We start from the raw sequence: 19,692 nt of genomic DNA, 5'->3' as shown, positions 1-19,692 counted from the left end.
ATGGCGGCGGCAAAGTGGCTCGGGAGGACGATGGTGCCCGTGCTCTCCGAGAGGTCGCAAGGGGTTTCGATGTTGATAAGACAGTGTGCCAGCGATTTTGTTGCAACGCAGCATTCAAAGTGGGCAAAGCGCCTCATGGTCGCCCAAGCGGGCGGCAAAGTTTGCAATTGCGCGCGCGACTGTCATGGAGACACCGTGGGTGAGCGGCTACACTGCCGCGACGGGCAAGCCCCATGGGGGCACGCCTTTCTGCTTTCCCGTTCCCCGTTGTGTACTTATGGAGGTCGTTATGGGTTTTTTTGACTTCATCAAAGAGGCTGGCGAGAAGCTGTTCCACGGCAGCGCTGCAGCTGCGCCAGCCGATGCGTCGGCGGATGCCGATGCCGCCAAGGCGGCCGACGATGCCAAGGGCCAAGCCATCCAGGACTACATCGCACAGCAGGGCCTGAGCGCCACGGCGCTGTCAGTGCAGGTGGAAGGCGATGCTGCCAAGGTGTTCGGCGTAGCGCCCGACCAGGCCACGCGCGAAAAGATCATCCTGTGCTGTGGCAACGTCGAGGGCATCAAGTCGGTGGACGACCAGATGTCGGTCAACACCGAGTCGGAAGAGTCTCAATGGCACACGGTGGAGCGCGGCGACACGCTCTCGGCCATCGCCAAGAAGTTCTACGGCGATGCCAACAAGTACCCGGCCATCTTCGAAGCCAACAAGCCGATGCTGTCGAATCCGGACAAGATCTATCCCGGGCAGAAGCTGCGCATTCCGGCCGCGTGATCTGTCTGGCGGTTGCATCAAGACAAAGGGCCTTCGGGCCCTTTTCTTTTGCTCACGCATGACGGTTGAGTGAGACACCTGTCGCATTCATTGCGACGTCTGTCTCGTTCGGCCGCGCTTTTCCGAGACGTCTTCAGGTGCCCGGCCATCTCCGGTTGCATCGTCGCAAATCCTTGTGCTGAAAGGCTTTGCGGGTAGTTCCCACGCACGCATCCTGTTTGCGCATGCACCTGGCACCCCTCTTGCAATTCCCGGTTAGCCGGCCCCGCAGCCGGACACCGATACGAGAGCAAGAGGAGACTTTGCATGGACCCGACACCGCAACATCTTCTGTGGATGTACGAGAAGATGATCGAGATTCGCCAGTATGAAGAGGCCATGGCGAAGGTCTATCTGGAAGGCAAGCTGCCGCCGAAAATCCAGAAGGGACTGGCCTTTGATATTGGCGCAGGCCCTGTGCCTGGCGAGATGCACCTGTCGGCGGGGCAGGAGCCGGTAGCGGTGGGTGTGTGTGTGCATCTGCGGCCCGAAGACACCGTGGTCGGCCCGCACCGCGCCCACCATTTCGCCATCTCCAAGGGCGTGCCCCTGGATGAAATGACCGCCGAAATCTTCGGCAAGGCAACCGGTCTTGGCCGCGGCAAGGGCGGCCACATGCACCTGTTTCACCCGGAGACCAAGTTCTCGTGCAGCGGCATCGTTGGCGCGAGCATGCCGCAGGCCTGCGGCGCTGCGCTGGCCGCGCGCAAGCTGAACAAGGACTGGGTGGCCATCGCGGTGTTTGGCGAGGGCGCGGCCAACCAGGGCGCGTTTCATGAATCGCTGAATCTGGCCGCGCTTTGGAAGCTGCCCGTCGTCTTCATCTGCGAAGACAATAAGTACGGCATTTCTGTCGAGAAAGCCGATTCGACGTCCGTGCCTTCCAACGATGTACGAGCTGCCGGCTACGGCATGCCTGGCGTGCTGGTGGACCGCAACGACGCGGTGGCCGTGTATCACGCAGCCGGCGAGGCGATCGCCCGCGCGCGCCGCGGCGAGGGGCCGACGCTCATCGAGGTCAAGACCGACCGCTACCTCGGGCACTTCCAGGGCGATCCGGAAACCTACCGCCCGAAGGACGAAGCGAAGCATCTGCGCGAGTCCGATCCCATCAACCTGCTCGGAAACAGTCTGCGGGCTTCGGGGCTGCTCGACGGCGACGCAGACACCGCGCTGCGGGCCGCCATCTCGGCACGCATTGACGCGGCCTACGACTTCGGCCGCAACAGCCCGTACCCGGAACCCGGCGAAGCGCTGGATCACGTTTTCGTTCACTAAGCAGCCCCTGCGGCCATCACAGGAGACTCACCATGCAAGCCTCACAAGGCGCGGCGCAGGGCGCGCGCACCCTCACCATGGCGCAGGCCATTTCCGAAGCCATCGGCCAGGAAATGGAACGCGACCCGCGTGTCTTCGTCATGGGCGAAGACATCGGCAAGTACGGCGGTATTTTCAGCGCCACCACCGGGCTGCTCGACCGCTTCGGGCCGGATCGCATCATGGACACGCCGATCTCAGAGACGGCGTTTATCGGCGCTGCGCTCGGCGCGGCGGCAGAAGGGTTGCGCCCCATTGCAGAACTGATGTTCGTGGATTTCTTCGGTGTGTGCTTCGACCAGATCTACAACCACCTGGCGAAGAACACCTACATGTCCGGCGGCCGTGTCGCGCTGCCCGCGGTCATCACGACCGGCATCGGCGGGGGCTACAACGATGCGGCCCAGCACTCGCAATGCCTGTACGCCAGCTTTGCCCACATGCCGGGCATGAAGGTGGTCGTGCCGTCCAACGCTTATGACGCCAAGGGCTTGATGATCCAGGCCATCCGCGACGACAACCCGGTCATCTTCTGCTACCACAAGGGCATCATGGGCCTGTCGTGGATGTCCTATTTCGAGGGCAGCACGAACGCGGTCCCAGAAGAGGCCTACACGATTCCCTTCGGGCAGGCCCGCGTGGCACGCGAAGGCCGCGACGTGACCATCGTCACGCTCTCGCAGATGGTGCAGAAGTCGCTGCTGGCAGCCGAGCAACTGGCGGCCGAGGGCATCGATGTCGAAGTGATCGACCTGCGCACCATCGTGCCGCTCGACCGCCAGGCCGTGCTGCGCTCGGTGGCCAAGACCGGGCGTCTCCTGGTGGCCGACGAGGATTACCTGAGTTTCGGCCTGTCGGGCGAGATTGCCGCCATCGTCGCGGAGAACCTCGACACCGTGGCATTGCGCGCGCCCGTGCGGCGGCTGGCGGTGCCCGACGTGCCCATCCCGTACTCGCGACCGCTCGAGCAGTTCGTCATTCCACAGGTCGACAGCATCGTCGCCCAGGTGCGTGCGCTGGTGCAGCACCAACCCGTTTCCTATTCACTCAAGCGAGAAGCAGCATGATCGACATCGTGATGTCCGACGCCGTCTGGCAGGACGTTGAAGACGGCACCGAGGCCCTGTTGCAGGATTGGCTGGTCAAGCCCGGCGATGTGGTGAGCGCGGGCCAGGCACTGGCGGTGGTCGAGCTAGTCAAGACCACGCACGAGGTGGCAGCGCCTGCAGATGGCGTTGTTGCTGCGCTGGAGGTGGCTGCCCAGGACACCTTCGGGCGCGGCGCTGTGCTCGCGCGGCTGGAGCCGAAAGCATGAGTCAGGCCCTGGCTTTCGTGCCGGATGCCGGCGAGCGTCGTGTCGTGCCGCTTTCCGGCATGCGCGGTGCCATCGCCCGCACCATGAGCGCCGCCTGGCAGGTGCCACGCGTGGCGCAGTCGATCGAGGTGGAGGCGACACGGCTGGAGGCCGCCGTGCAGGCTCTGCAGGATCAGCTCGGGCCGCAGTGCAAGGTCACGCTGACGGCCTTCGTGCTGCGTGCGTTGGCATTGACACTGCGCGAGCATCCGCGCCTGAACGCACGCCTCCAGGAGAAAGAGATCGAGCTGATGCCCGAGGTCAACATCGGCCTGGCTGTCAGCCTGGGCGAAGGGCTGATGGTGCCGGTGCTGCGCAATGTCGATACGCAGTCAGTGGCCGACATTGCCGCCGAAAGTCGCCGCCTGGCGGCGGGCGCCCGCGCCGGCACGTTGTCGGCCGGCAGCTATCAGCACGGCACCTTCACCGTGACGAACCTCGGCATGACGGGCATCGACAGCTTCACGCCCATCATCAACGTGCCGCAGGTGGCCATCCTCGGTGTGACGCGTGTTGCCAAGCGGGCGGTGGTCAAGGACGACAGCATCGTGATCGCGCCAATGATGGGCCTGCATCTGATCTTTGATCACCGCGCGGTGGATGGCTACCCGGCCGCACGCTTCCTGACCGATCTGAAGACGCGGCTGGAAAGCCTCGAAGGCCTGTGATGCTCGCGCCTGACTTTCTCTCCGACGGAATCCACTGCGCAGAAGAGCAGGACTGGAACCGCGCGCAACTTGCGCAGCCGGTCCAGCGGCCTGCGGTGCGGCTGTGGACGTATGCGGGGCCCGGTGTTGTCCTGGGCCGCGCGCAGGCGGCCTTGCATCCGGGCATGGCAGGCGGTGCCACGCCAGTAGTTGTGAGGGACGCGGGGGGTGGCGCGGTGCTGGCCGGGCCCTGGATGTTGTCGGCGTCGATCGTGCTGCCCGCCGATCATCCGCTGGTGGCGGGCACCGGCACGGTGTCGAGCTACCGATGGCTGGGCGTGCTGCACGCAGGGCTGCTGCGAGATCTCGGCATTCCCGCTTACGCGGTGCCGCCCGAGGAACTGCAGATGACGCCGCCGGCCCGATCGCTCAGGTGGGCCTGCTTCGGTTCGCTGTCGCCATGGGAGGTGGTGGTCGGGCAACGCAAGATCGTCGGTCTCGCGCAGGTACGCCGGCGCACGGGCGTGTTGCTGACGTGCGGCACGCTCATCTCGTCGCCCGACTGGCCGCTGCTGTGCGCTGCATTGGGGGCGAACCCGGCGGATGCCCAGCGCCTGCAGGCCTGCACGACGTCCTGTACCGAGCAGCTGGGTGCGCCGCTGCTGGCGACGGTGCTGGCCGAAGGTCTGCACCACATGCTCGTCGATGTGCTTGGCGAGCATGAGCCCACGAGTGAATCCCGTCATTCCCGCCGCGTGCCGCATTCGGCGCAGGTAACTCGGTCCGCCACAGCAGGCCCGTGAGCTGGCGGTCAACGTTGTGCATTTCAACAAGATAAGGCGCGCGCTGTGCACGCCCGATAACGGAGGCAACCAACATGAAACCCACGCCAGCCGCTGGCGCTGCCATGCGTGTTTTGGACAAGCAACCCAAGGTGTCGCGACGCGGCTTTCTGCGCGGTGGCGGCTTGGCCGCCATCAGCGTCACGGTCGTCCCCGCGGCCATGGCGGTCACCAAGGATGTGGTGGTCGAGCAGAGCTTTCCTCGTCTGGGCACCGTCACCGGCAAGACGCTGGTGCGCATGGCGCGCGACATCTATCCGCACGACAAGCTGGCCGAGAAGTTCTACGTGGAGGCAGTCGCGCCCTATGACGCGGCCGCAGGCAAGGACCCCGCAGTGAAGGCGCTGCTGATCGATGGGGTGCGCGACCTGGACCAACGCGCCAAGCAACGTTATGGCGTGCCCTATGCCCAGGTGAAGACCGAGAACGAACGCGTGGTGCTGCTCAAGGACATCGAGTCCACGCCTTTCTTCAAGAAAGTCCAGGGCGATCTGGTGACCGGCCTCTACAACAACAAGAAGCTCTGGCCCCTGTTCGGCTACGAGGGCTCGTCGTGGCAGAAGGGCGGCTACCTGCACCGCGGCTTTGACGACATCGACTGGCTCTAAGCCTCGGCACATAAAAAAACGGAGACAACCATCATGACGGATCAGGCGAAGTTTTCACTCGACGACGACAGCGTCGTCGTGATCGTCGGCTCGGGCGCGGGCGGCGGCACGCTGGCCAACGAGCTGGCGCAGCGCGGTGTCAAATGCGTGGTGTTGGAAGCGGGGAAGCACTACACGCAGGCCGATTTCGAGAACGACGAATGGGCCATGTTCAACAAGATTTCGTGGCTGGACAAACGCATCTCGGCGGGCGGTTGGCACCACACCAAGACGTATCCGAACCTGCCTGCGTGGATCGTGAAGGGCGTGGGCGGCTCTACGGTGCACTGGTCGGGCGTGGCATTGCGCTTTCAGGAGCACGACTTCCACACCAAAACTACATACGGCGCCATCGACGGGGCCAATGTGCTGGATTGGCCCATCACGCTGTCCGAGCTTGAGCCGTACTACGAACTGGCCGAGAAGAAGATGGGCGTGTGCGGCACCAAGGCCAGCGGCTTGCCCCCCATGCCGCCCAACAATCACTACAAGGTGATCGAGGCGGGGGCAAAGAAGGTCGGCTACAAGCACATCGTGCGGCCGGCGGCGTCGAACTCCGAACCGTACGACGGTCGCCCGGGCTGCATGCAGATCGGCTTCTGCATGCAGGGCTGCAAGATCGGCGCGAAATGGTCGACGCTCTACACCGAAGTGCCGCGTGCCCAGGCCACGGGCAATGTCGAACTGCGGCCCGAGTCGATGGTGCTTCAGATCCAGCATGACAAGCAGGGTCGCGCCAATGGTGTGCTCTATGTCGACAGCAAGGGCCGCAAGCAACTGCAAAAGGCACGGGTGGTCTGCGTGGCAGGCAACTCCATCGAGTCGCCGCGGCTGCTGCTGAACTCGGCGTCGAGCATGTTCCCCAACGGGCTCGCAAACTCTTCAGGGCAGGTGGGCAAGAACTACATGAACCACGCGACGGCAGCGGCGGTGTCGATCCACAAGAAGCCGGTCTACATGTATCGCGGCTTCGACATTGCGGCGGTGGTGGCCGATGAGGTGCCGCTCAATACCAAGCGCGGATTTGTCGGCGGCTATTATCTCGAAGGCCTGGCCATTCATCTGCCGTACACGGCCGCATTCATGAAGCCGGGCGGCTGGGGGCGCGACTTCACATCGGCCATGGAGATGTACGACCACATGAGCTGCGTGTGGGTCTGCGGTGAAGACATGGCCCGCGAGCAGAACACCATCACGCTGCACCCCACGGAGAAAGACCAGTACGGTCTGCCCATTCCGATCGTCACGAAGACCTATCACGAGAACGACGAAAAAATTACCGCGCATGGTCTGGTGCAGTGGCGCAAGGTGTCGGAGGCGGTGGGTGCGACGCGCGTGATCGACATGCCTGCCTATCCGGCCAGCCACAACATGGGCACCAACCGCATGAGCGCGAAGGCCAGCGATGGCGTGGTCAACCGTTGGGGCCAGGCACACGATGTAAAGAATCTGTTCATTTCCGATGGCAGCCAGTTCACGTCGAGTTCAGCGGCCAACCCCACGCTCACCATCGTGGCCCTGGCGATCCGGCAGGCCGAATACATTGCCGGGGCATTGAACCGGAGGGAGATCTAAGCCAGTCTGCCCGGTTGCCTGTGCAGCGCTGCTACGTTGCGGCAACCGGGTAAATCGATTAGCGTAGAACCGCATCCGCCCTCGCCCCAAAGGCCGGCAAAAGACCGGCGGCGCGGGCATCGCACCCTTCAAATGCGGCGGCTAAGGAGACAGTCGTGCAGCAAAAAGCACACCGCGCACATATCGAGCGGCTGCTCGCCTTCTCGCAGCAGCCGGGCGAGGCGCAGGGCGTCATCGAGCGCTCATGGCGGCGCTGCCTGGACGACTACGGTCGCGACCCGAGCCGCCCCACACCCGCCTACATCGTCGAGGCACAGCGCCTGCGCGAACACAAGGACCAGATCGAGGACTTCCTGAGCGTCGCGCGTACCGGCATGGAGCAGCTCTACAAGCGCGTCTCCGGCCTCGACTACGTGCTGCTGCTGACCGATGCCTACGGTGTCACGGTCGACTTCATCGGTAACGACAACCTCGACCGCGAACTCAAGCGTTCAGGCCTGTACCTGGGGGCGGATTGGAGTGAGTCGCGCGCCGGCACCTGTGCGGTCGGCACCTGCATCGTCGAGCAGGCCCCGGTAACGTGCCATCAGACCGATCATTTCGACGCATGCCACATCACGCTCACCTGCAACAGCGCGCCGCTGTTTGACCCGACGGGCAACTTCCTGGGCGTGCTCGATGTGTCTGCGCTGAGTGCGCCGGCGCCGCGCGAAGGGCAACACCTCGCGCTGCAGATGACCGCCATGTACGCGCAGAAGATCGAAGACGCGAACTTCCTGCGCTACTTTCGCGACCAGTGGATCCTGCGGCTTGGGTCAACGTGGTCGCTGGTGGATGTGGACAGCGAAATCATGGTCGCCTTCGATGCCAACGGTGTGATTCGCGGCATCAACAGCGGCGGGCGGCGCAAGCTGCGGCTCGAGAGCGATCCGCACGCCGATGTGCGTGGCCACCTGCTGACCGAAGTGTTTCGCGAAAACATGAGCGAGCTGTGGCGCATCGCCCGGGCTGGCACGTCATCCGAGCGCACGGCGATTCGGATGTTCGATCACGGGCTGTATTACGCGACGGGGATCCCGCCGCGCGGCGCGCCCGGCAAGCCGTCTATGCCGTCCGCAGCGGCGGCTCAGTCGGTGTTGCCGAGCCCCGAGGCCAGTGCTGCGCTGGAGGCGCTGGGCGCCGACGACCCCCAGATGCAGCGGCTGATCCTGCAGGCCAAGCGCCTGGCCAACAAGCCGCTCAACATTCTGGTACAAGGCGAGACCGGCACCGGCAAGGAAGTCCTGGCCAAGGCGCTGCACACGGCGAGCGAGCGTCGCGCCAAGGCGTTTGTCGCGGTCAATTGCGCCGCCATTCCCGAATCGCTGATCGAGAGCGAACTGTTCGGCTACACGCCCGGCACCTTCACCGGCGCACGCAGCAAGGGCATGCGTGGCCTGATCGCCCAGTCAGACGGCGGTACGCTGTTCCTCGACGAAATTGGCGACATGCCGCTGCATCTGCAGAGCCGGCTGCTGCGCGTGCTGTCCGAGCGCGAGGTGATGCCGCTAGGCTCGGAAAAGCCGATTCCGGTCGACCTGCGCGTGATTGCCGCCTCCCATCGTGATCTGCGCCAACTGATTGCCGAGCAGCGCTTCCGTGAAGATCTCTACTACCGGCTATGCGGCGCAACGCTGCACCTGCCGACGCTGCGCGAGCGCTGCGACAAGGACTACCTGATCGCCCGTATCGTCGAAGAAGAAGCGCGCCAGCTGGACATGCACGCGCAACTCGCGCCGGCCGCGCTGGCGGTGCTGCGCAGCTACCCGTGGCAGGGCAACGTCCGGCAGTTGCGCAATGTGCTGCGCTTTGCGCTGGCCATGAGCGACGACGGCCTGATCGATGTCGACGCATTGCCGCCGGAGGTGCTCGAAAGCACGACGGACGCGACGGCTGCCGCAGCTCCAGTCGCGGCCGATGCCGCACCGGACAACGAGCGGGAAATCCTGCTGGCGGCACTGCGCCGGAACAAATGGCGCATCACCCACGTTGCGCACGAGCTTGGCATCGCGCGCGCGACGGTTTATCGGCAGATGGAACGGTTCGGGATTGTTGCGCCGAATCAGCAATAGGCTGGGCGCGCTAGGAGGGGGAAGGGCGCCAGTTAGTTGCCTTGGGTGGGGACGAATTGGATTACTTGCGGGGGAGATGCCGGGGGACACCCTCGGCGAGGCAGAAATGCAAAAAGGGTTACAGGCAGAACCTGTAACCCTTTTTTTTTATTCTGGTGCCGCTGACCGGAATCGAACTGGTGACCTTCGCATTACGAATGCGCTGCTCTACCGACTGAGCTACAGCGGCGTCGGAAACAGAGATTCTAACAGAACTTTTTGTCGCTCCGCAAGAACCGCTGGAACAACAGTCTCACATGGCGGCGTTACGCCGTTTTCTTGGCTTCGAGGTGATATTGCGTGACGCGATCCACCTCGTTCTTTGACCCCAGGACCACCGCCACGCGTTGGTGCAGCTGTTCGGGCTGGATGTCCAGAATGCGTTGCTCGCCATTGGTGGCCGCGCCGCCGGCCTGTTCCACCAGGAAGGCCATCGGGTTGGCTTCGTACATCAGGCGCAGCTTGCCGGCCTTGCCCGGTTCGCGCTTGTCCCAGGGGTACATGAAGATGCCGCCGCGCGTGAGGATGCGATGCACGTCCGCCACCATCGAAGCGATCCAGCGCATGTTGAAATCCTTGCCGCGCGGGCCTTCGGAGCCGGCCAGGCATTCGTCGATGTAGCGGCGCACGGGCGGGGCCCAGTGGCGCATGTTCGACATGTTGATGGCGAATTCCTTTGTATCGACCGGAATCTTCACGTCGCGGTGGGTCAGCACGAAGCTGCCGACTTCGCGGTCGAGCGTGAACATGTGCACGCCGTTGCCGACGGTCAGCACCAGCGTGGTCTGCGGGCCGTACACGGCATAGCCGGCGGCGACCTGCTTGACGCCGGGTTGCATGAAATCGGCTTCGGTCACGGCCTCGCCGGCCTTGGGCATGTGCAGCACCGAGAAGATCGTGCCGATCGACACGTTCACGTCGATGTTGGACGAGCCGTCGAGCGGATCGAACAGCAGCAGGTATTCGCCCTTCGGATAGCGGTGCGGAATCTCGTAGAACGATTCCATCTCTTCCGAGGCCATGGCGGCCAGGTTGCCGCCGTATTCGTTGGCTTCGAGCAGGACTTCGTTGGCGATCACGTCCAGCTTCTGCTGGGTTTCGCCTTGCACGTTGCCGGTGCCAGCCGAGCCGAGCACGCCGGCAAGGGCCCCCTTGTTGACGCTGTGCGAGATCGCCTTGCAGGCGCGCGCCACGACTTCGAGCAGCAGACGAAGCTCGGCCGGGATGGTGTTGTGCTCGCGCTGCTCTTCTATCAGGTAGCGGGTGAGGTTGATGCGCTTCATGGGTTCTCCTGAGACGGGCGCGATTTTACGATACAAGCGGTGACATTCAGGCCAGCGCCTTGCCGACGATCTCGCGCACGTCGCGCGAGAGGCTCGGATGCGCCGCCACGCGCTTGAGCGCGTCCTGCATGGCGTCGCGCAGCGTGGGCACGTATTTGCGCCAGCGGTCCAGCGCGCGTGCCAGGCGGGCAGAGACCTGGGGGTTGATGGCGTCGAGCGCAAGCACCTGCTCGGCCCAGTAGGCATAGCCCGAGCCATCGGCGGCATGGAACTGCGCGGGGTTGCCCGAGCAGAAGCTGAAGATCAGGGAGCGCGCGCGGTTCGGGTTGCGCAGCGTGAAGGCCGGATGGGCCATCAGCGCGCGCACGGTCGCCAGCGTCGGCTTGCCGGCAGCGCCCGGCTGCATGGCCTGCAGCGAGAACCACTTGTCGATGACGAGTGCGTCGTCGGCAAAGCGCGTGTAGAAATCAGCCAGCGCCGCTTCGCGGCCCGGGGCATAGCTGGTGACCATTGCGGAGAGGGCGCCCATGCGGTCGGTCATGTTGGTGGCGCCGGCATATTGCTGTTCGGCCAGGGCCAGCGCCTCGGCGGCTTCGGTTTCCACGAGATAGCCGAGGGCAATGTTCTTGAGTGCGCGCTTGCCTGCAGACACCGCATCGGGCGAGTAGGCGCCTTCGGTCTGGTTGGCCTGATAGGCGTGCAGCAACTCTGCGTTGAGCTTTTCTGCCAGCGTGCGGCGCAGCGTGCGGCGTGCGGTGTGGATGGCAGCCGGATCAGCCACGTCCATGCGCTCGGCCAGATAGCCTTCGGCCGGCAGGATCAGCATCTGCTCGCGGAAGGCCGGATCAAGCGAGGCGTCGGCGACGACGGCACGCAGGGCTTCGACCAGCGCCGGATCCACCACCGGCGCGCGGCCGTGCTGGATGTCCGTCACCATGCGCAGCAGCGTGTCGGTGGCCAGGCGCTGGCCGGCTTCCCAGCGGTTGAACGGGTCGGAATCGTGCGCGAGCTGGAACGTGAGCTGCTCGGTCGTATAGCCGTATTCAACGATCACCGGCGCCGAGAAATTGCGCAGCAGCGAGGGCAGCGGCGCTTCGGCCACATCTTCGAAGACGAAGGTCTGCTTGGTTTCCGTAAAGTCCAGCACGCGCGTGGTCACGGGCGAGGCCGATGCGGTTTCGCCACGCAAACGCAGCGGCAAGTCGCGGCCGTTCTTGTCGATCAGGCCGATCGCAAACGGAATGTGGAATGGTTGCTTCTGGATGCCGCTGTTCACTTCGATGCCGACCGGCTCACAGCGCTGGCGCAGCGTGAGCGTGTAGGTGTGCGTGGCCGCATCGTGGTGACCGTCAACGGCCACGACCGGCGTGCCGGCCTGGCTGTACCAGCGGCCGAATTGCGTGAGGTCGCGGCCGTTGGCATCGGCCATGGCAGCGCGGAAGTCGTCGCAGGTGACGGCCTGGCCATCGTGGCGCTGGAAGTACAGGTCCATGCCCTTGCGGAAGCCGTCGCGGCCGAGCAGCGTCTGGTACATGCGCACGACTTCCGCGCCTTTTTCGTACACCGTGACGGTGTAGAAGTTGTTGATTTCTTCGTAGCTGTCGGGCCGCACCGGGTGGGCCATCGGGCCGGCATCTTCCGGAAACTGCGCCTGGCGCAGCACGCGCACGTCTTCGATGCGCTTGACGGCGCGGGCGCTGGCCGCGGCGGCTTCGTTGCCGGCGGCTGCGGCCATGTCCGCGGAAAACTCCTGATCGCGGAACACCGTCAAGCCTTCCTTCAGGCTCAACTGGAACCAGTCGCGGCAGGTGACGCGGTTGCCCGTCCAGTTGTGGAAATATTCGTGGCCGACCACCGATTCGATGTTGGCGAAGTCCACATCGGTGGCCGTCTCCGCATTGGCCAGCACGTACTTCGTGTTGAAGATGTTCAGGCCCTTGTTCTCCATCGCGCCCATGTTGAAGTCGCCCACGGCGACGATCATGAAGCGGTCGAGATCCAGCTCCAGGCCGAAGCGGCGTTCGTCCCAATGGATCGAATGGATGAGCGAATCCATCGCGTGGCGGGTCTTGCCGAGGTCATGCGGCTCGACCCAGACCTGCAGCAGTTTCTCCTTGCCCGAGGCGGATTGAATGCGCTCTTCGATGCACTCCAGCTTGCCCGCCACCAGCGCGAACAGATAAGACGGCTTCTTGAAGGGGTCGTGCCACACGGCTTCGTGGCGGCCGTCCGGCAGGTCGCGCTCCGACATGAGATTGCCGTTGGACAGCAGCACCGGGTAGTCCGCCTTCGATGCGCGCAGCGTGACGGTGTAGACCGTCATCACGTCCGGGCGGTCGAGGAAGTAGGTGATCTTGCGAAAGCCCTCGGCCTCGCACTGCGTGAAGAAGTTGCCGTTGGAAACGTACAGGCCCATCAGCGACGAATTGGCTGCGGGATTGCAGTAGGTGGTGAGTTCCAACGTGAAGCTGGTGCCAACATCGGCCGGCACGGCGTCGATGGTGAGGGTGTCGCCCGAGGCTTGCAGGCCGGAAAGCGCTTTGCTGTCGACGGTTGCGGCGGCCAGTTCCAGCCCCTCACCCACCAGCACGAGCGGCCTGCCGGCGTCCGTGCGCGTCATGCGCATGCGGTTGACGACACGGGTGCGCTCGGGCACGAGATCGATCTCCAGGGCCACTTCGTCAATGCGGAAAGCGGGCGCGGTGTAGTCCTTGCGGTAAATCGTGACGGCGGTATCGGTGCGCAACATCGGTAACATCCTTATCTGCGTTGTCTGCGGTCGCAAAAGGCCATTGTACTCAGGCCCTTGGCGGGAATCTTCCGCGCGGGGCGTCACTCTGAGTAACAGAGCGCGCGCAGCCCGCTTCCGGGGCCCGCGACCATCTGTCTGATTGAGAGTAGAGGGATCTTCTATGTGGAAATGGATCAAGACATCGGGCGTCTGGCCGATGGCTGGCGCCCTGATGGCGGCCAGCCTGCTGGCGGGCTGCGCGAGCACGGTCACCAGCCAGGTGACGGCGTTCCGGCAACCCGGCTGGACCGACAACCCGCCGCGCACCTATGCCTTCGAGCACACTGCGGCGCAGCAAAATGATCTCGAACGTCAGACCTACGAGACCTGGACATCGGACCAACTGGCCGCCCACGGCTTTTCCAGCGTGCCCCGTGCCAGCGCACGCTATTTGGTCCGCCTGGACTACTCGACCGCCACGCGCCTCGTACAGGTGCGGCAGCCGGTGTATCCCGATCCGTACTGGGGGCCCGGGCCATGGGGGCCATGGCGCAGCCCTTGGGGACCCTGGGGCCCGTGGGGGCCGCAATACGTCGATACCACCGTTCAAGTGCCGTTCTATGCCTATCACGTGGAAATTGACGAAGCAGCCACCGGCAAGCGCGTTTATCAGGTGACGGCGCAAACGCAGGGTGGGGATGGATCGCTGACGGCGGTGATGCCGTATCTGGTACGCAGCGCCTTTGCCAATTTCCCGGCGCCGAACGCGCAGCCCATCGTCGTAGAGCTGCCGGTTGATCCATCGGTGAAACCGGCAGCGAAACCGGCATCCGGGCCGGCACCCAAGTAGGCGCCAGGGTGGGTTTTGGCCGGCTGTCTACGTTAGAATGCGTGACCTAATCTGTAGGCCGCCAGCCGTACCTCGCTTGAGCGTTGTCACTTCATCCCGTCTCGCGCCGACCGCCACCCCTGGCCGGCGCCGCCTCCGCCCCGTCGCTACCCTCCTGACGGTGCTGCGCAACGCGTGCGGCCTCACCCCCGGTTTCTCTCTGTTCCCACTGTTTTTCGCCACTTCGTCTCAGGGAGTTTCTGCCTGAGCGCCTGAGCGCCTCTCCGCGGAACTCCCCATCAGGATGCATTGCTATGAACGACAAGCTTCACGACGCCTCGCCGGATTCCCAAGACCAAGGCGCCGAGGCCGAACTGCGCCGCGCGGCGTTTGAATACCACCGCGCACCCACGCGCGGCAAGATCGAGGTTCGCCCGACCAAGGCGCTGATCAATCAGCGCGACCTCTCGCTGGCGTATTCGCCGGGCGTGGCGTATCCGTGTACCGCGATCGAGCAAGATCCGTCGCTGGCGGCGGAATACACCTCGCGCGGCAACCTCGTCGGCGTGATTACCAACGGCACCGCGGTGCTGGGCCTGGGCGACATTGGCCCGCTGGCCAGCAAGCCGGTGATGGAAGGCAAGGGCTGCCTCTTCAAGAAATTTGCCGGCGTGGACGTGTTCGATATCGAACTGGCCGAGCGTGACCCGGACAAGCTGGTCGACATCATCGCCTCGCTGGAGCCGACGCTGGGCGGGATCAACCTTGAAGACATCAAGGCCCCGGAGTGTTTCTACATCGAGCAGAAGCTGCGTGACCGCCTGAACATTCCCGTTTTTCACGATGACCAGCACGGCACGGCGATCATCTCGTCGGCGGCGCTGCTCAACGGCTTGAAGGTCGTCGGCAAGGACATCGGCAGCGTGAAGGTGGCCGTGTCGGGCGCGGGCGCCGCGGCCATTGCCTGCCTGGACGTGATGGTGGGCCTGGGCGTCAAGCGTGAGAACGTCTACGTGGTGGATTCCAAGGGCGTGATCTACGTTGGTCGCGACGCCAAGATGGAGGCGAACAAGGCGCGCTACGCGCAGGACACCTCGGCCCGTACGCTGGCCGACATCGTGCGCGATGCAGACGTGTTCCTGGGCTGCTCGGCCGCCGGCGTGCTGACCGCCGACATGGTCAAGACCATGGCTCCGAAGCCGATCATTCTGGCGCTGGCCAACCCCGAGCCGGAAATCCGCCCGGAAGTGGCCAAGGCCGCGCGGCCGGACTGCATCATCGCCACGGGCCGTTCGGACTACCCGAACCAGGTCAACAACGTGCTGTGCTTCCCGTACATCTTCCGCGGTGCGCTCGATTGCGGCGCCACCAAGATCACGGAAGAGATGAAGCTGGCATGCGTGAAGGCCATCGCGGAACTGACGGAAGCCGAAACGAACGACGCCGTGGCCCAGGCTTACGCCGGGCAGGACCTGACCTTCGGCCCCGATTACATCATCCCGAAGCCGTTTGATTCGCGCCTGATCGAGAAGATCGCGCCGGCCGTCGCCAAGGCTGCGGAAGAATCCGGCGTGGCCACGCGCCCGATCAAGGATCTGGATGCGTATCGCGCCCAACTGAGCGACTTCGTGTATCACACGGGCCTGACCATGCGCCCGGTGTTCTCGGCCGCCAAGGCCAACCCGAAGCGCGTCGTGTATGCCGAAGGTGAAGAAGAGCGCGTGCTGCGCGCCGTGCAGACGGTGGTCGATGAAGGCCTGGCCAAGCCGATCCTGATCGGCCGTCCGCATGTGATTGAAATGCGTATCCAGAAGGCCGGCCTGCGCCTGAAGCCGGGCGTGCACTTCGAGCTGGTGGACCCGGAAGACGATCGCCGCTATCACCAGTACCACACCGCTTACCACGAGCTGATGGGCCGCAACGGCGTGACGCCGGACATGGCGAAGTCGGCGCTGCGCCGTTCGAACACGCTGATCGGCGCACTGCTGGTGCGTCTGGGTGATGCCGATGCGCTGCTGTGCGGCACGGTTGGCCGCTTTGACGCCCATCTGGAACACGTGCGCGACGTGATCGGCCTGGCCCCGAACGCCAAGGTGTTCGCGGCCATGAACGGCCTGATGCTGGAGAAGCACACGCTGTTCATCACCGACACGTTCGTCAACGAGATGCCGAGCGCAGAAGAGCTGGCCGACATCACCAAGCTGGCGGCAGAAGAAGTGCGCCGTTTCGGCCAGGAGCCGAAGGTGGCGATGCTGTCGCACTCGATGTTCGGCTCGTCGAAAAACGCCTCGGCCCGCCGCATGCGCGCTGCGTATGACCTGCTGAAGACCGAAGCACCGGATCTGCAGGTGGAAGGGGAGATCCAGGGCGACGCGGCGTTGTCGGAAGATATCCGCCACCACTTCCTGCCGAAGAGCGCGTTCTCGGGCAGCGCCAACCTACTGGTGATGCCGTCGCTCGATGCTGCCAACATCGCGTTCAACCTGCTCAAGATCACGGGCGGGCAGGGCGTGACGGTGGGCCCGATCCTGCTGGGCGCGGCCAAGCCGGTGCACATCCTGAACCCGTCGGCCACATCGCGCCGTATCGTCAACATGACGGCGCTGGCGGTGGCAGACGTGTCGGCTACGCGTTGATCGTTTGATCCGGTATTTGGGCCGCTGAGGGTTGGCGGCCCAAAAGAAAACGGCGCCTGGGGAAAGTCCAGGCGCCGTTTTTCTTTGCTGCCGACTGCTTAGAACTTTGCGCGGATGCCCACGCCGAAGGTGTCGGCCGAGCTCAGGTTCGTCACCTTGTCGCGCATGTACGCGGCGTACACATCGGTGCGCTTGGACAGCGAGTAGTCGTAGCCGACTGCCCACGTGTTGCGCTTCACGTCAGCCGCACCCGAGGTCTTCGTGTACGCGTACGACGCCAGGATGCTGCCCGGGCCCACAGGCACCGACACGCCCAGTTGGCCGCCGTTGCTCTTCGCGTCGCCCGAGTTGATGGCGTTCTTGATGTACTGGTATTGGCCGTACAGCTTGACCACGCCAAAGTCGTACGTGGCGCCCAGTTGCGCGGCCGTCTGGCGCGAGAAGCCTGCCACCAGCGCGTTCAGGTCACCCGGCGCACCGTCGAAGCGCACTTGCTGGAAGGCTGCCGTGGCCGCGAAGTTGCCATGGAAGTACAGGAAGTTGCCGCCCCACTTGTTCTGGCCGTTATGGCCGGCTTGCTCACCCGCGCCGTAGATGAAGTTGGCGGTCAGGCCGTTGAAGTCCGGCGTGGAGTACATGATCGAGTTGTTCCAGCCCGAATCTCCAACCAGACCCGAGATGCCGCCGGGGCCGCTCAGGCCGTTGCCGAGGTAGGTGTGGAACACCATCGGCGAGAACGTGTACGAATCGATGAACGGGTTGAACAGGATCGTCGAGACAAAGTACGGTGGCGTCAGGCGGCCGAGCTTGATCGAGCCCCACGTGCTCGATTGCAGGCCCACGAACGAGTTGCGGGCGAAGAACGTATCGCCGTCAAAACGGCCGGACTTGCCGGTGTCCGGGCGGAAGAACGCTTCCAGGGTGAAGATCGCCTTCAGGCCGTTGCCTAGATCTTCGCTGCCCTTCATGCCCCAGTACGAGGTCGACATCCCGCCCGAGTTGACGCCCCAGGCGCGGTCCGATGCGCCCAGGCTCTTGGTGGCGCCGGCCCAGGCATCCACCTGGCCGTACAACGTGACGGACGATTGCGCTTGCGCACCGGCACTTGCTGCCCCCAGTGCCGATGCCACTGCCAGCGCGGCCACGCCACGCTTGAATTTCGACTGCATTGCTACCTCCTTTGTTGTTGAAGATCACTGCGGGTTGCGCCGCATTCTTTGATGCGGTCACAGGCCGGCTGGTCAGGCTCCATGCCGATCGGTGTCCCATGCCCCATGACACCGTGCCCACAGCGTTGTTTTTGCTGATGAACCTGAAAAATCAGTGTGCTGCAATCAAATCGGCCAAGCGGAAACCCGCGATGCGATGAATCTGTTCGAGCGACGCACGCAGCTCGGTATCGCGGTCGTTCTCCACCCGCTGGCTGAAGTTCTCGATGATTCCTTGGCGGTCATAGCCGCGCACTGCCAGGATGAACGGGAAGCCGAACTTCTCGTTGTACTGGGCGTTAAGTGCCTGCAGGCGTGCAAATTCTTCCGGCGTGCACAGGTTCAGGCCCGCGCCGCTTTGTTCGCGCGTCGACTCGGCGGTCAGCTCACCACGCACGGCGGCCTTGCCCGCCAACTCCGGGTGGGCGCGCACGAGTTTGAGCTGCGGCTCGATGCCCGCGGTGTCGACGACATTGCGCATGGCAGCCGCGAGCGCCTCCGCCGAAGCAAACGGTCGTTGCGTGGCGGCCTGTTCAGCAACCCAGGGCGAGTGCTCGTAGATGCCACCCAGGACTTGCACGAACTGCGATGCGTCCATGCCGTTGAGTTGCGAGAGGGTATAGGTGGTCTGGCTCATGCTGCGGTGCTCAAAACGGGTTGCTTGGCATACGGATGGTTCTGGATCCAGTGCTGCGCGATGTCGATGCGCCGGCAGATCCAGACCTTGTCGTGCGATTGCACGTAGTCAAGGAAGCGCTGCAGCGCACGGAAGCGCGCCGGGCGGCCCAGCAGGCGGCAGTGCATGCCGATCGACAGCATCTTCGGCTGTGCGAGGCCGTTGGGATCGCCTTCCTCGTACAGCACGTCGAAGGCGTCCTTCAGGTACTGGTAGAAGTGGTCGGCTGTGTTGAAGCCTTGCGGGCTGGCAAAGCGCATGTCGTTGGTGTCGAGCGTGTACGGCACCACCAGGTGCGGCTTGCTCTCGCCCGACGAGGTTTGCACTTCGGTCCAGAACGGCAGGTCGTCGCCGTAGTAGTCGGCGTCGTAGGCAAAGCCGCCGTGCTCGACCACCAGGCGGCGCGTGTTGGGGCTGTCGCGGCCGGTGTACCAGCCCAGCGGCGCGTTGCCGGTCAGCTCGCGAATGATCTCCACACCGATGCGCATGTGCTCGCGCTCGGTGGCTTCGTCGATGTTCTGGTAATGGATCCAGCGCCAGCCGTGGCAGGCGATTTCGTGGCCCAGGTCAACGAAGGCTTGGGTCAGGTCCGGATGGCGCTGCAGGGCCATCGACACACCGAAGATCGTCAGCGGCAGGCCGCGCTTTTCAAACTCGCGCAGGATGCGCCACACGCCTGCACGCGAGCCGTATTCGTAGATGCCCTCCATGCTCATGTGGCGGTCGGGGTAGGCCGCGGCGCCAATGATTTCCGAGAGGAACTGCTCGGAGCCGGCGTCGCCGTGCAAGACGCAGTTTTCACCGCCTTCCTCGTAGTTGAGGACGAACTGCAGTGCTACGCGCGCGCCGCCCGGCCAATTGGCGTTGGGCGGGTTCTTGCCGTAACCGATGAGATCGCGCGGATAGTTATTGTTTGTCATGGTTTTTTCATGTCGAGGAGACTTCATACAACACCGGTCAGACAGTGGAATGCAGCTTTCCAA

Annotated in this window: 16 protein-coding genes and 1 tRNA gene; 11 read left to right on the top strand and 6 right to left on the bottom strand. The window is 64.1% G+C overall.

Annotated features, from left to right (window positions below; genetic code table 11):
* Positions 1-289 precede the first annotated feature (289 nt).
* The 9 genes from lysM to ACU8YE_RS08415 all read left to right on the top strand — a co-directional run bounded on the left by lysM (position 290) and on the right by ACU8YE_RS08415 (position 9,307).
* Positions 290-775: a peptidoglycan-binding protein LysM gene (gene lysM, locus ACU8YE_RS08455; RefSeq protein WP_009241111.1), complete on the top strand. Its 486-nt coding sequence runs from the start codon at positions 290-292 to the stop codon at positions 773-775.
* Positions 776-1,081: 306 nt separating this feature from the next.
* On the top strand, positions 1,082-2,092 hold the full coding sequence (locus ACU8YE_RS08450; protein WP_446928507.1) for a thiamine pyrophosphate-dependent dehydrogenase E1 component subunit alpha: 1,011 nt from the start codon (positions 1,082-1,084) through the stop codon (positions 2,090-2,092).
* Between the two features lie 32 nt (positions 2,093-2,124).
* Entirely contained in the window at positions 2,125-3,198 is a 1,074-nt protein-coding gene (locus ACU8YE_RS08445) for an alpha-ketoacid dehydrogenase subunit beta (protein WP_252685368.1), read from the top strand.
* On the top strand, positions 3,195-3,446 hold the full coding sequence (locus ACU8YE_RS08440; RefSeq protein WP_232040559.1) for a lipoyl domain-containing protein: 252 nt from the start codon (positions 3,195-3,197) through the stop codon (positions 3,444-3,446). Before ACU8YE_RS08445 ends, ACU8YE_RS08440 begins: the two co-directional genes overlap by 4 nt.
* Positions 3,443-4,153 carry a dihydrolipoamide acetyltransferase family protein gene (locus ACU8YE_RS08435; protein ID WP_446928506.1) on the top strand — a complete coding sequence of 237 codons (711 nt, stop codon included), beginning with the start codon at positions 3,443-3,445 and terminating at the stop codon, positions 4,151-4,153. Before ACU8YE_RS08440 ends, ACU8YE_RS08435 begins: the two co-directional genes overlap by 4 nt.
* Complete coding sequence (locus ACU8YE_RS08430) at positions 4,153-4,935, top strand: lipoate--protein ligase family protein (RefSeq protein WP_446928505.1); 783 nt, start codon at positions 4,153-4,155, stop codon at positions 4,933-4,935. Before ACU8YE_RS08435 ends, ACU8YE_RS08430 begins: the two co-directional genes overlap by 1 nt.
* A gap of 74 nt (positions 4,936-5,009) precedes the next feature.
* Positions 5,010-5,582: a gluconate 2-dehydrogenase subunit 3 family protein gene (locus ACU8YE_RS08425; RefSeq protein ID WP_322017297.1), complete on the top strand. Its 573-nt coding sequence runs from the start codon at positions 5,010-5,012 to the stop codon at positions 5,580-5,582.
* A 33-nt stretch (positions 5,583-5,615) separates the two neighbouring features.
* The gene (locus tag ACU8YE_RS08420) at positions 5,616-7,196 is read left to right on the top strand and encodes a GMC family oxidoreductase (protein WP_260801860.1); all 1,581 of its coding nucleotides are present in this window, start codon (positions 5,616-5,618) and stop codon (positions 7,194-7,196) included.
* Positions 7,197-7,351: 155 nt separating this feature from the next.
* On the top strand, positions 7,352-9,307 hold the full coding sequence (locus ACU8YE_RS08415) for a sigma-54-dependent Fis family transcriptional regulator (RefSeq protein ID WP_260801859.1): 1,956 nt from the start codon (positions 7,352-7,354) through the stop codon (positions 9,305-9,307).
* A 153-nt stretch (positions 9,308-9,460) separates the two neighbouring features.
* On the opposite strand, the gene ACU8YE_RS08410 is transcribed toward ACU8YE_RS08415, so the two are convergent.
* The 3 genes from ACU8YE_RS08410 to pepN all read right to left on the bottom strand — a co-directional run bounded on the left by ACU8YE_RS08410 (position 9,461) and on the right by pepN (position 13,378).
* A tRNA-Thr gene (locus tag ACU8YE_RS08410) sits at positions 9,461-9,536 on the bottom strand.
* Between the two features lie 76 nt (positions 9,537-9,612).
* On the bottom strand, positions 9,613-10,629 hold the full coding sequence (locus ACU8YE_RS08405; RefSeq protein WP_232040504.1) for a class 1 fructose-bisphosphatase: 1,017 nt from the start codon (positions 10,627-10,629) through the stop codon (positions 9,613-9,615).
* Between the two features lie 46 nt (positions 10,630-10,675).
* Positions 10,676-13,378 (bottom strand): aminopeptidase N, encoded by a 2,703-nt coding sequence (gene pepN / locus ACU8YE_RS08400; protein WP_446928504.1) that lies wholly within the window; start codon positions 13,376-13,378, stop codon positions 10,676-10,678.
* 163 nt (positions 13,379-13,541) lie between these two features.
* Here pepN and ACU8YE_RS08395 point away from each other — a divergent pair, with 163 nt between their 5' ends.
* Together ACU8YE_RS08395 and ACU8YE_RS08390 are read left to right on the top strand one after the other, a co-directional pair.
* Positions 13,542-14,210: a DUF4136 domain-containing protein gene (locus tag ACU8YE_RS08395; RefSeq protein WP_433864791.1), complete on the top strand. Its 669-nt coding sequence runs from the start codon at positions 13,542-13,544 to the stop codon at positions 14,208-14,210.
* A 293-nt stretch (positions 14,211-14,503) separates the two neighbouring features.
* A complete protein-coding gene (locus ACU8YE_RS08390; RefSeq protein WP_316878981.1) occupies positions 14,504-16,825 on the top strand; it encodes an NADP-dependent malic enzyme in 2,322 nt (773 codons plus the stop codon).
* Between the two features lie 98 nt (positions 16,826-16,923).
* On the opposite strand, the gene ACU8YE_RS08385 is transcribed toward ACU8YE_RS08390, so the two are convergent.
* The 3 genes from ACU8YE_RS08385 to puuE form a co-directional block, all read right to left on the bottom strand.
* Positions 16,924-17,994 (bottom strand): porin, encoded by a 1,071-nt coding sequence (locus ACU8YE_RS08385; protein ID WP_446928503.1) that lies wholly within the window; start codon positions 17,992-17,994, stop codon positions 16,924-16,926.
* Positions 17,995-18,145: 151 nt separating this feature from the next.
* A complete protein-coding gene (gene uraD / locus ACU8YE_RS08380) occupies positions 18,146-18,670 on the bottom strand; it encodes a 2-oxo-4-hydroxy-4-carboxy-5-ureidoimidazoline decarboxylase (protein WP_446928502.1) in 525 nt (174 codons plus the stop codon).
* A complete protein-coding gene (gene puuE, locus ACU8YE_RS08375; RefSeq protein ID WP_045206154.1) occupies positions 18,667-19,629 on the bottom strand; it encodes an allantoinase PuuE in 963 nt (320 codons plus the stop codon). The genes uraD and puuE overlap by 4 nt, the downstream gene beginning before the upstream one ends.
* Positions 19,630-19,692: the final 63 nt, after the last annotated feature.

It is taken from the genome of Ralstonia sp. VS2407 (assembly GCF_052950655.1).
Note: the sequence above shows the minus strand (reverse complement) of the source record. Positions and strands in the feature narration are given on the sequence as shown.